13 protein-coding genes and 1 riboswitch are annotated in these 11,918 nt (G+C 40.3%); of the genes, 10 read left to right on the top strand and 3 right to left on the bottom strand.

Translation table 11 applies throughout. The annotated features are described in order from the left end of the window. Positions 1-61: 61 nt before the first annotated feature. Complete coding sequence (mreC, locus tag JOC36_RS06835) at positions 62-913, top strand: rod shape-determining protein MreC (RefSeq protein ID WP_205145761.1); 852 nt, start codon at positions 62-64, stop codon at positions 911-913. A gap of 30 nt (positions 914-943) precedes the next feature. On the opposite strand, the gene JOC36_RS06830 is transcribed toward mreC, so the two are convergent. Continuing rightward, on the bottom strand, positions 944-1,573 hold the full coding sequence (locus JOC36_RS06830) for a carbonic anhydrase family protein (protein WP_205145760.1): 630 nt from the start codon (positions 1,571-1,573) through the stop codon (positions 944-946). Between the two features lie 284 nt (positions 1,574-1,857). Here JOC36_RS06830 and proC point away from each other — a divergent pair, with 284 nt between their 5' ends. The 5 genes from proC to JOC36_RS06805 all read left to right on the top strand — a co-directional run bounded on the left by proC (position 1,858) and on the right by JOC36_RS06805 (position 5,878). Continuing rightward, the gene (gene proC, locus JOC36_RS06825; protein ID WP_205145759.1) at positions 1,858-2,676 is read left to right on the top strand and encodes a pyrroline-5-carboxylate reductase; all 819 of its coding nucleotides are present in this window, start codon (positions 1,858-1,860) and stop codon (positions 2,674-2,676) included. A gap of 131 nt (positions 2,677-2,807) precedes the next feature. Then, the gene (gene mreD / locus JOC36_RS06820; RefSeq protein ID WP_205145758.1) at positions 2,808-3,419 is read left to right on the top strand and encodes a rod shape-determining protein MreD; all 612 of its coding nucleotides are present in this window, start codon (positions 2,808-2,810) and stop codon (positions 3,417-3,419) included. Between the two features lie 336 nt (positions 3,420-3,755). After that, positions 3,756-4,400 (top strand): amino acid ABC transporter permease, encoded by a 645-nt coding sequence (locus JOC36_RS06815; protein ID WP_205145757.1) that lies wholly within the window; start codon positions 3,756-3,758, stop codon positions 4,398-4,400. A gap of 14 nt (positions 4,401-4,414) precedes the next feature. Further along, the gene (locus JOC36_RS06810; protein ID WP_205145756.1) at positions 4,415-5,053 is read left to right on the top strand and encodes an amino acid ABC transporter ATP-binding protein; all 639 of its coding nucleotides are present in this window, start codon (positions 4,415-4,417) and stop codon (positions 5,051-5,053) included. A 9-nt stretch (positions 5,054-5,062) separates the two neighbouring features. Further along, a complete protein-coding gene (locus JOC36_RS06805; protein WP_205145755.1) occupies positions 5,063-5,878 on the top strand; it encodes an amino acid ABC transporter substrate-binding protein in 816 nt (271 codons plus the stop codon). A gap of 76 nt (positions 5,879-5,954) precedes the next feature. Here JOC36_RS06805 and JOC36_RS06800 read toward each other — a convergent pair whose 3' ends face one another. Both JOC36_RS06800 and JOC36_RS06795 read right to left on the bottom strand, forming a co-directional pair. After that, positions 5,955-6,407, bottom strand: a complete 453-nt coding sequence (locus tag JOC36_RS06800; protein ID WP_205145754.1) for a GNAT family N-acetyltransferase — start codon at positions 6,405-6,407, stop codon at positions 5,955-5,957. Continuing rightward, a complete protein-coding gene (locus JOC36_RS06795; RefSeq protein ID WP_205145753.1) occupies positions 6,398-7,045 on the bottom strand; it encodes a hypothetical protein in 648 nt (215 codons plus the stop codon). Before JOC36_RS06795 ends, JOC36_RS06800 begins: the two co-directional genes overlap by 10 nt. Before the next feature lie 105 nt (positions 7,046-7,150). Between JOC36_RS06795 and JOC36_RS06790 the strand changes: the two genes are divergently transcribed. The 4 genes from JOC36_RS06790 to pyk all read left to right on the top strand — a co-directional run bounded on the left by JOC36_RS06790 (position 7,151) and on the right by pyk (position 11,826). Further along, the gene (locus tag JOC36_RS06790) at positions 7,151-7,996 is read left to right on the top strand and encodes a sulfite exporter TauE/SafE family protein (RefSeq protein ID WP_205145752.1); all 846 of its coding nucleotides are present in this window, start codon (positions 7,151-7,153) and stop codon (positions 7,994-7,996) included. After that, positions 7,996-8,379: a DUF1634 domain-containing protein gene (locus JOC36_RS06785; RefSeq protein WP_205145751.1), complete on the top strand. Its 384-nt coding sequence runs from the start codon at positions 7,996-7,998 to the stop codon at positions 8,377-8,379. Before JOC36_RS06790 ends, JOC36_RS06785 begins: the two co-directional genes overlap by 1 nt. 44 nt (positions 8,380-8,423) lie before the next feature. Then, positions 8,424-8,593, top strand: a riboswitch (Lysine riboswitch). Between the two features lie 92 nt (positions 8,594-8,685). Next, positions 8,686-10,170, top strand: coding sequence for an amino acid permease (locus JOC36_RS06780; protein WP_205145750.1), 1,485 nt, complete (start codon positions 8,686-8,688; stop codon positions 10,168-10,170). Positions 10,171-10,401: 231 nt separating this feature from the next. Further along, on the top strand, positions 10,402-11,826 hold the full coding sequence (gene pyk / locus JOC36_RS06775) for a pyruvate kinase (protein ID WP_205145749.1): 1,425 nt from the start codon (positions 10,402-10,404) through the stop codon (positions 11,824-11,826). The last annotated feature ends 92 nt before the right edge of the window (positions 11,827-11,918 follow it).

Here is an 11,918-nt window from a genome sequence, read left to right as displayed (position 1 = left end):
CGCCAATTTCGGTGAGGCGTTATTTATTTGTTAGAACAATAGTAAGAAAGGATTCTGCACAATGAAGAAATTACTAACATCACGGCGGCTAGTAGTTTTTGTTGTGGTTGTAATTGTCACAATTGGTGTGTTGACCTTTAGTTCACGTGCCCGTGGTTCACAAGAAAAGCCAGCGCTTCCCATGCGGATTGCTTCAGACGTTTCAACGTGGGTTTCAGAAGTGGTTACGTCTCCGGTTAAAGCGGTCGGAAACTCTTATAATGCATTGACACAAATGTTTGATGTGTATGAAGAAAATGAGCGCTTAAATAAAAAGGTTGATCAGCTAGCAGGTGTCCAAGTGCAATTGCAGACTGAACAAAAAGAAAATGAAGCTCTTAAGAAGCAACTTAAGATTGATAAAACAATGACTGACTATCGTTTAGTTAATGCGTCAGTTATTTCCCGCTCACCAAACAACTGGCAATCACAGTTAATTATTAACCGTGGTTCAAATGCTGGCTTGAAAAAGCATATGTCAGTGATGGGGGCCGGTGGTATGATTGGTCGTATTTCTGAAGTTGATACGACTAGTGCCAAAGTTGAGTTACTTTCTGATAATAGTCAAACTGCTGATCGCTTTGCTATTCGGGTTACGAATGGTTCAAAGGAAACAGTAGATGGAATTGTCTCAAAGTTTGATCAAACGAAGAATGAAATTGTTATGAGTAAGGTGACATCTAAGGTGAAGGTGAAGCCTGGTGACCCTGTGACGACGAGTGGACTTGGTGGCATTACACCATCTGGTTTGTTCATTGGAACTGTTGCTAAGGTTGAAGATTCAGATTACGGTCTAACTCGTACAATTTATGTTACACCAGGTGCAGACTTTAATAATACGCCTGCAGTCAGTGTTGCAATTCCTGAAAGTTAAAAAAAGCGATACCGTTGGGTATCGCTTTTTTTAGTCTTGGTGATATTCAATGATGCGATCATTTAATGGTTGTAATTGACGGTTATTACCATTGTGAAAATGATGCAAGACTTCTAATTGATCTTTGTCAATTTGGATGGGATGATCAAGCACGTACCATTCAACATTCTCGGTGAGTGGTGGCGTCGTTAAGGATCCCAAATAATGCAAATAGGTGCGTTTCTCAGGAATTAGAGGAGCAATTGAAAGTTCAAAAGCTTCTTGGGTCGGGAAAGCATCTAAAATAGTCATCATGGCCGGATTAGTGTCGGCTAGTTCAATTGGAACTGCAATAACGGCTAACTGACCATCGCGAGCATGATGTACAAAGTGTAGCTCTGCCGGTGCTTGATGGTTATCAATCGTGTGTTCGGCAGGTGTATGTATGTGTGCTTGTTCAACTTCAAATTGGCGATGATTTAGGCGGGCTGTGCCACTTAGGCCGAACTCTAGGCTGGCGCCAGTATCTCTAACGTAGCGAATTTGTGCATCATAATGCATTTCAAGATCAGCTAGTTCAGGATCGGCTGTTGCAGCTTGATGTGCTAATGCAACCGGTGACTGATGTTGACCACTTACGAACGACCAGTGGTCTTGATCAATGTAATCTAAATTTGGCATAGTATCATTCCTCCTGCTAATAAGCCTATCAATTACAATACTAGTCGTCAAAATTCAATTTTTATAAAAATAAAAAAATACAACAGAATTTAATGACGACAATGATTTTTTTCATAAAAAAAAGAGACGAATTTCTAAAAATAATCGGCATTAGAAAAAAGTGAAAATATGCACAAAATATTAACAAAAACGTGCCTTTTGCATTGCTCTCGTATGAATATCTTTGGTAAAATAGGGTATCGAGATTAAGGATTAACTTAATTAAAAATTGGAGGTATCTTCACATGAAGATTGGATTTATTGGAACTGGTAATATGGCCAATGCCATTATCAGTGGAATCACAGATGCTGGATATGTAAAGCCAGAAGATATTAACTTATATGACCGTACTCTTGAAGTTGCAAAGGCAAAGGCTGAAGAACTTGGGGCCAATGCAGTTGAAACGGCTACAGACTTAGTTGCTGCATCAGATTATATTTTGTTAGGTGTTAAGCCACATATTATCCCAGTCGTTGTGGATGAAATTAAAGATGCTCTGACTGACAACGATAAGGTGTTGATTTCAATTGCTGCTGGTACATCAACTGATTCAATTTTGGAAACTGTTGGTAGTGCTAACGAAAAGCAAGCAATCGTTCGTGTTATGCCAAATATGAATGTTATGGTCGGAGAAGGGGCTTCAGCTGTTACAGGAAATAAGTATGCGACTGATGAGCAAGTTGAATTTGTTTTGAACATGTTCCAAACGATCGGTAAGGCTTGGGCTTTGGATGAAAATTATTTCTCAGCCTTCACTGCTATTTCTGGAAGTATGCCGGCCCATGTCTTCTTGTTTATTGATAGTATTGCTCGTGCTGGTGTTAAACATGGTTTGCCAAAGGCAATGGCTGATGAAATTGCTACTCAAGCTGTCCTTGGTAGTGCTAAGACATTAGAAAACACCGATGATTCAGCTTGGACAATGGTTGACAAGGTTAGCTCACCAGGTGGAACCACAGTTGCTGGTTTGTTAGAACTAATCGACGAAGGCTTTATTTCAGATGTTGTTGCTGGTGTTGATGCAACGGTTGCCAAAGATATTGCCCTAGGTAAGAAGAAGTAAATCTTAAATATTCAAACATGCTGAGTTACAGAATTTTCAAGGATTCTGTAACTTTTTTATTTTTAATTGACGCAAACGATTCTAGAGGATATGCTTGTAGTTAGAAGTATTCAGGCATTGGAGAAAAAAATATGTTGAAGTATATACGAACATCTTGGCTACATGTAGTCCTGGTTATTTTAGCAGTCTTCCTAGACGGAGGAATTGCGCAACAATTTGCCGGGGTTCTTTTTAAATTGCCAATGTCAGCGAGTCCTTATCTTAGTATTCTCGTGATCTTGATGCCGATTTTAACTGGAACAACGAAACAGATTGGGATGCGCTTGATTTATATTATGGCCTTTCTAAGCGGTTTGTTGTTTGACATTTTCTATGTGGGCATTATTGGTATTGCGACAATTGGTTTCCCATTAACGGTCTGGTTAGCTACTAAGATTCAACGTTATGTCCAAACGACAATGAGTTGGTCAATGGTCACATGGTTCTTATCAATGTGTGCCTTCCTATTTTATGATTATTTTGCTTTTGGTATTATCAATTTGGCTAATTCAGATTTGTTTAGCTTTGTTGTCTTTCACCTATTCCCAACGATTGTGTTGAATTTGATTTTCTTCATTGTGCTTTACAGCCCATTGAGTTATCTTTACCGTGTTACAAAGCAACCTGATATTTCAAGTTACAATACTGATCAACGTGATTTGAATTCGGGTATTCCATTGCGGACCCGGTCACGTCACTATTAAGTATTCTAAACATTAGTTTGATTGACAAATCAAGTGAAGTTAGGTAAGGTAATAACACCATTAATTAAATACGAAAAAATTTGAGCAAAAGAGTAACCGATTGTTTAAGCACAGAGAGCCATGCAAGGTTGAGAAATGGCGTTGGACTGAGGTGAACCACACTTGCGATTGTTAACAGATATGTTCGGCCGTCGCCGTTATCGACATACCAGGATGACCTGGTAACTGAGTACTAATTAGTAATGATTGGTAGATCATGAGGTGGGACCGCGACTTTATCGCCCTCGAGTAGTTTTTAACTGCTTGAGGGCTTTTTTTATGATTTGGAGGAAGAAAATGCAATATGTTTTTCAGATTTTGCCCAGTTTATTGGATGGTTTGAAAATGACTTTAGGGGTCTTTGGCCTCACTTTGCTTGGATCAGTTCCTTTGGGGATGGTGATTGCTTTAGCAATGAAGTCTAAACTAATTGTCTTAAGGACGATTACGAATGCTTACATTACAATAATGCGTGGGACACCATTGTTGTTACAAATTGTTTTTGTTTATTATGGTTTGAGTTTGGCAAACATTGTAACTTTTCCCCGCTTTGAGGCTGCGGTGGTGACATTTATTTTCAATTATGCAGCTTATTTTGCCGAAATTTTTCGGGGTGGTTTTCAATCGATTAACCAAGGACAATATGATGGTGCAAAAGTGTTAGGCTTTAGTCGTCGACAAACCTTGCAGCATATTGTTCTACCACAGGTTCTTAAGAATGTTATGCCACCGGTCGGGAATGAAGTCATTAACTTAGTTAAAGATTCTTCATTGGTTTATGTGATTGGGCTTGGTGATTTAATGCGTGCCGGTAATATTGCTGCTGCACGAGATGTCACTTTAGTGCCTTATTTGCTTGTGGGAGCACTTTATCTATTGTTGACGATTGCGTTGACGTATGGGATGCGCTACATTGAGAAAAAGATGAACTATTATCATTAGAAAGGAGGGCCAAAATGTTAGAAATTAAGAATTTATCCAAAGCCTATGGTGATCACGTTATCTTCAAAGATTTGAATTTAACGATTGCCGATGGTGAAATTTTGACGATTGTTGGACCGTCCGGAATTGGAAAAACGACATTTTTGCGGATACTGGCAGGGTTGTTGCCAGCTGATTCTGGAACGATGACGTTGGATGGGAAAGAATTGGCCTTAGATGGTAATCGTACCGGGGCGGATGTCGGCGTTATTTTCCAAGATTTTAATTTGTTCCCTCAATATAGTGTGGCGCAAAATATTGGTTTAGCTCCAAAATTGGTGGCCCATCAAACCCCTGATGAGGTACACACGCATGTTAATCGGTTAATGCAAGAGCTAGATTTACAAGATCAAAGTGATCAATATCCATTTGAACTATCAGGTGGTCAAAAACAAAGAGTTGCAATCGCCCGTGCGTTGGCGATGAATCCAGGTATTCTAGCTTATGACGAACCAACCTCCGGTTTAGATGCAGCTTCAACCCAACGCGTCACAGCAGTGACCCAGGAGCTACAGGCCAAAGGGGTCACACAATTAATTGTGACTCACGACTTGCCTTTTGCTGATAGTTTAGATAGTACAATTTTTGACTTTGCGACTGATGTGAAGCGCTAGGAGGCAATTATGAAGAAAGCACGTTGGCAAATTTGGTTGGGCAATGGGCTCGTTTTGTTGGTGGTGTTAGTCATTGTGCTAGGGATAACGTATCGAGTTAATCATCGAACTGATTCTTGGAAAACGGTCCAAAAAAATGGGGAGGTGGTGATTGGAATTGATGATACTTATGTACCAATGGGCTTCCGCAATAAGCAAGGCCAATTAGTGGGGTATGATGTTGACTTAGCTCGTGCGACGTTTATGCGGATGGGACTTAAGCCGAAATTTCAAACCATTGATTGGTCGATGAACCAGACTGAACTCGCGACACATCACATTGATGTCATTTGGAATGGTTATACAATTACGCCAGCGCGAGAAAAGAAGGTCGCCTTTTCAAAACCATATCATTCAGATCGCTTGGTATTATTGACCAAGAAAGATAGTGCAATTCATCGGCCGGCTGATATGCGTAATCACACTTTGGCAGTACAGACAGGTTCCTCTGGGGCCACTAATTTAAATACTGAACCACAGCATTTGAAAAAGTATTTGAATCGCAAAGTTGTCCAGTACGATACCTACGATAAAGCGATTAATGATCTTCAGGTTGGCCGGGTTGATGCAGTTTTAATTGATCGAGATTATGCGAATTATGATATGAAGCACGAGCAGCAAAGAACGCCACTTAAAATTGTTGCCACAGGCTTCCCAGCTGATCAATATGGGGTTGGATTCCGAAAAGAGGATCGGACTCTACGAAATAAGGTGAATCAGACCTTAGCAGAATTGAAAGCGAATGGTACTGAAGCAAAGTTAGCTAAGCAATATTTTGGTAATTAAAATAAAAAAGCTAGGCATGGATATGCTTTCCGAGATGAAATCGATTTCGGAAATTATTACATGACTAGCTTTTTTATTAGATTTTCTTTTGATAAATCGCAATCTGTTGGTTTAAAAAATTTTTCATTACAGTTACTTGTTTAAAATTTAATTTTTCGACCAAGGCTTGTGAGGCATGATTCTCAACTAAAATTTCGGCTTGGACAATTTTTCCGTGGGGCAATTGTTCAAGTTGCTGGGTGAGTGCTTGTCCCATAATGCCTTGATGTTGGTAGGGCTGGATGAGACCATAGGCTAAGTCTAAAGTTTGTTCATCGATTTGGTACACGGTAAGCGTACCAACGCAGGTTTGATTAAGTTTGATTTGATTAAAAGCAACTTGTTGGCATTCATTCGTAAAATGGTGTTTTAAATTTCCTGATAATACGCCTAAACCATGCGCTAAACTTTCATCAGCCAATAGTTGCTGATAGGTTTTAAAATCGTTGGCTTGCCAAGGCTGCAGGGTAATGACATTTTTTAATACCATGAGTTATGAAATCCGTTCATGCGTGCAAAGAAAGGGGCGTAGTGGACATAGAGCATTTCAAAAAGTTCGAGGATAACGAGCGCAAAGCTCCAGCCAAAGAGAATACCACTCATGAGTACATGAGTTTGAAAGAGACTGCCGATAAAAATGAAAAGCCAAATCATGCATAAAAGGCATTGCAGACCGATTCGACTAAAGAAGTGGTTTAATTCTGGCAGGATGAAGATATTAAAAAAAGAATAAATTAAGCTCGCCCAAAAGATGGCAAACGCTGGGAATTGGACGGCTTGATGCAGATGGGTTGCTGGAATTAACCAATCTAACAAATGAAGGCTTAATCCCCCAAATAGACTGGTACAGACTACCCAAAAAGCCGGTAACTTATACTTGAAGCCCCAAAGAAAATAGGCTAAGCAAAAAATGACGAATAAAGCGCCGAACCCCTGGTTAAAGAACGCAACGAGGTGCCAGATAAGCTGAATGCTATGAGGTAATTGTGACATGTGTAACTGCGCACTCAAGTTGTCCAGCATGGCAATAAACGGTGCATGCAGCAAAGTTAAAATGATTAGACCGATGCACGCGATTAGGCTTAGACCAAATAAAATTTTTTGGGCATGTGTATTTCGAATTAACATGTGTTTGACTCCAATCTTTTCATTCCATCGCTAGTTATGTTATCCGATGAAGCGGTATAATATGGAAAGTGATACTGCTAAATTTATTAGGGAGTAATATATTATATGTTAACACAAACGGTTATCATGTTGGTTACGGGTGTTTTGGCGGGGGCCTTAGGATCCATATTGGGTTTGGGCGGAGGCATCATTGTCACACCTGTTTTGACAGTTTTTATGGGGTTAGATATTAAATATGCGGTTGGAGCCAGCATTATTGCTGTGATTGCAACTAGTTCCGGCTCAGCAATCGCCTTTTTAAAAGATGATGTTTTAAATCTACGAGTGGCGATGTTCTTGGAAATTTTTACAACTTTAGGAGCGCTATTGGGGGCGATTATGGCCGGCTTCTTTCATGCAACTGTGTTGTACTTCTTATTCGGAGCGTTATTGATTTTCCAAGCCTGGAACATGTGGAAAAAGTTACATCAGACTAAAGCAGATACGATGGTACAAACACCAGATCCATTAGCGACTCGTTTAGAGTTGAATGGACAATATTATGATAAGCAAGCTCAAAAAACAGTGCCTTATTACCTAGAACATGTACCTGGTGGTGCTGCGGTTATGTTTGGTGCTGGGATTGCCTCTGGTCTATTGGGGATTGGATCAGGTGCCTTCAAGGTCATGGCGATGGATGGTGTCATGAAAATGCCATTGAAGGTTTCATCGGCAACATCTAATTTAATGATGGGAGTAACAGCTGCTGCGTCAGCAACGGTTTATTTTTTTAATGGCACCATTAAACCAACGATTGCCGTACCAATGGCCTTAGGTATTGTTGTGGGTTCAACGATTGGCTCACACGTCATGCAGTATTTGCCAGCCAAAATGATTCGAAAGATTTTTATCCCAGTGGTCTTATTGATGGCCTTACAACTTATTTATAAAGGAATGGTGGTATTTAACTAATGAATAATCCAGTCCAGAATCATAAACAAGCCGAAACTGATTTAGCTAAAATGGAACAAGTGATTGGACAAATCATGCGAATTGGCGTGGGCTTGGCAATTTTAGCCATGCTAATTGGGATGGGCCTTTTATTGTTCAAACCCACGCAAGCGCAAGCAACTTTTCCAACGCAATTAACCCTAATTTGGCATGGCTTATGGCAGTGGCAACCCATGGCATGGATGATGTTAGGTTTATTTATTTTAATTATGACCCCAGTGTTACGGGTAATTGTGTCAATTATAGCTTTTGCTAAGATTCATGATCATCTTTATACGATAATAACAACTGTGGTTTTAATTATTTTATTTGTAGCGATTGCTTATGGGTATTACAGTAAATAAGCTTGACGGATACAGAAAAGTCCACTAAACTATTAGCAAACATAAAATAATATAGAGGTTGCAACTAACAAGAGTAACTAATCAAACCGGCGGGTGATGCGATTAGTAAAAGGGGCGGTTGCCGAAATGAGTAGCCGGCGGGTGGACTCATTGGTGCAGTTATTAAGAGTGGCTGGACTGTCGTAATCAATGATTACGGAGCGCTATCATATACTTGGTAAATAATGCCTAGTTTACGACGATAGCCGTAAACTAGGCTTTTTTTGACCCAAGGCATGGAGGCCTCATAAAATTAGGAGGAGTTTTATGTCTAATGAAGAAGCAGAGCAGCCTGGTTTAAAGCGGACGCTCAAAACCCGTCATTTATCAATGATTGCCTTAGGCGGAACGATTGGAACCGGGCTATTTGTGACGTCTGGTGCGACCGTGGCGCAAGCTGGTCCTTTTGGAGCTTTAACAGCGTATGCCATTATGGGTTTGATGGTGTATTTCTTGATGACCGGACTTGGTGAAATGGCAACTTATATGCCAGTATCTGGTTCGTTTTCAACCTATGCTGATCGTTTTGTGGATCCTGCGTTTGGGTTTGCGATGGGCTGGAATTTTTGGTTGAACTGGACGGTTACTGTTGCCGTTGAAGCAGCTACCGTGGGCGTTGTGATGGGGTATTGGTTCCCCCACAGTCCAAGTTGGATTTGGTCTTTCGGAACGCTTGCACTAATTTTACTTATCAATTTGCTATCAACTAAAACTTATGGTGAAACTGAGTTTTGGATGGCAATGATTAAAGTAATTGCAGTCATTGCTTTCTTGTTGGTTGGGTTTGCAATGATTTTTGGCATTATGACTTATAAGCCAGATGTTGCCCGGAATTTATCAGTTGGTAACCATGGTTTTGTGAATGGCTTCAATGGTATTTTGGCAGTCTTAATGGTGGCGGGATTCTCGTTCCAAGGAACAGAATTCATTGGCATTACAGCTGGTGAGTCTGAAACACCAGAAACATCAGTTCCAACTGCAATTAAACAAGTATTCTGGCGGATTTTGTTGTTCTATATTGGGGCCATCTTTGTGATTGGTGCAATTATTTACTACAAGGATCCATCACTTTTGAATTCAAGTGAGCAAAATATTGCGGTATCGCCATTTACTTTGGTATTTGAGCGCGCCGGTTTGGCTGGTGCGGCTGCGGTTATGAATGCAGTTATCTTAACGTCAGTGATTTCTTCAGCTAACTCTGGTTTGTATACGTCATCACGTATGCTTTATTCCATGGCAGAAGATGGCATGGCACCAAGTTTCTTTAAGAAAGTGGATGCTAAAACTGGGATTCCAACGCGGGCGTTACTTGTAACGATTGCGGTTAGTGTCTTGACATTGGCTACGAGTTTAGTTGGAAAAGATGTGTATATGTATTTGGTGGCAGCGTCTGGTTTGACCGGATTTATTACATGGATTGGCATTGCGGTATGTGACTATCGTTTCCGACGTGCCTTTAAGGCTCAAGGCCATGCCGTGTCAGAATTGCGTTACCATGCAAAGTGGTTCCCAGTGGGACCAATCTTAGCACTTGTCATGTCAATCATCGTGATTATGGGACAAGACTTACAATCATTCCAAGGTTCGATTATGGATTGGAACTGGCAGGCTATTATTACCACTTACTTGGCTATTCCAATTTTCTTAGTGTTGTTCTTCTACTACAAGTTCAAGCATCATACTAAGATTCGTCCACTTGAAGAAGTTGATTTGCAAACGGATGCGCGTCCAATGTCAGCCGACGAAAAATAAATTAAGTAAAAACAGCCCTAAACGGCTGTTTTTTTATTGTCTGGACGAACCCAGATTGCAATAAATCGACCAGATAGATTGTCTAATAAAAGTTCTAAAAACCTTGATATAATTGGAAACGTTTACATTTTAAAAATACCGATTTTCAATGTTAAACGGTTTAAATTTAGTGTACAATGTTCATTGGATACAGAAGTATTGCTATCAAAAAACAAAGGAGATTTTTCAATAATGAAAAAGACCAAGATTGTTTCAACACTTGGACCTGCCAGTACAGATGTCGAAACTATTGCTAGCTTATTAGAAGCTGGTGCTAACGTTACCCGTTTTAACTTCTCACACGGAGATCACGAAGAGCATTTGGGTCGTATCAATGCGGTTCATGAAGCGGAAGCAAAGACCGGAAAGACTGTTGGTCTTCTTTTGGACACCAAGGGTGCCGAAATCCGTACCACGGTTCAAGAACCTGGTAAGATTGAATTTAACATTGGTGATGTTGTTCGCATCTCAATGGATGATTCACTACAAGGAACTAAAGATAAGGTTGCTGTAACTTACCCAGGTTTGTACGATGACGTACATGTTGGTGGACATGTTTTGTTTGATGATGGTCTAATTGATATGTTGATCACTGATAAAGATGATGCAACACGTGAATTAGTTACTGAAGTTCAAAACCATGGTTGGTTGGGTTCACGTAAGGGTGTTAACGCCCCAGGTGTTTCAATTAACTTGCCTGGTATTACTGAAAAGGATGCTGATGACATTCGTTTTGGTTTGCAAAATGGTATCCAATATATCGCCGCTTCATTTGTGCGTAAGCCATCTGACGTTGAAGATATCCGTGCCCTATTAAAGGAAGCAAACCGCGAAGATGTTATGATCTTCCCTAAGATTGAGTCTCAAGAAGGAATTGATAACTTCCCAGAAATCTTGAAGGTTTCAGATGGATTGATGATTGCTCGTGGAGACATGGGTGTGGAGATTCCGCCTGAGAACGTGCCATTGGTTCAAAAAGAATTGATCCGTATGATGAACGAAGCTGGTAAGCCCGTTATCACAGCGACTGATATGCTTGATTCAATGCAAGAGAACCCACGTCCTACACGTGCCGAAGCTTCTGACGTTGCCAATGCTGTCTTCGATGGTACTGATGCAACAATGCTTTCTGGAGAATCAGCTAATGGTTCATACCCAGTAGAATCAGTTGCTACAATGGCTCGGATTGACGAAAAGGCTGAAACAGCTTTGCGTGAAAACAGCCGTCATAAGGATGATTACAAGGTTGACGATATCACTGAATCAGTTGCTGCTTCAGTCGCCAACGCTGCCAACAACTTGTCTGACGTTAAGGCAATCGTTGCCGCAACTAACTCAGGATACACTGCTAAGATGATTTCAAAGTACCGTCCTGATGCTGACATTTTGGCTTTGACATTTGATGAAATGGTACAACGTTCACTTACAATTTATTGGGGTGTTCAACCAGTTATCGTTGACCCAGTTGCTACAACTGACGAGATGATTGAATTGGCTAAGCAACAAGCTGTTGAAAACGGTTTGGCTGAGAAGGGTGACAAGATTATTGTTACTGCTGGTATCCCAGTGACTGTTTCTGGAACAACTAACTTGATGTCAATTGTCACAATCGACTAATTAAATTTTAAATAAAAGCACTTACTGTGAGCAGTAAGTGCTTTTTTATTTAGAATTTCAAGTAAGATATGCTATTCTAGTATTAATATTAA

Origin of the sequence: Weissella uvarum, from assembly GCF_016908785.1 — a bacterium.
In the GTDB taxonomy this organism is placed as follows: Bacteria; Bacillota; Bacilli; order Lactobacillales; family Lactobacillaceae; genus Weissella; species Weissella uvarum.
This window is presented reverse-complemented; position numbering and strand designations above follow the sequence as displayed.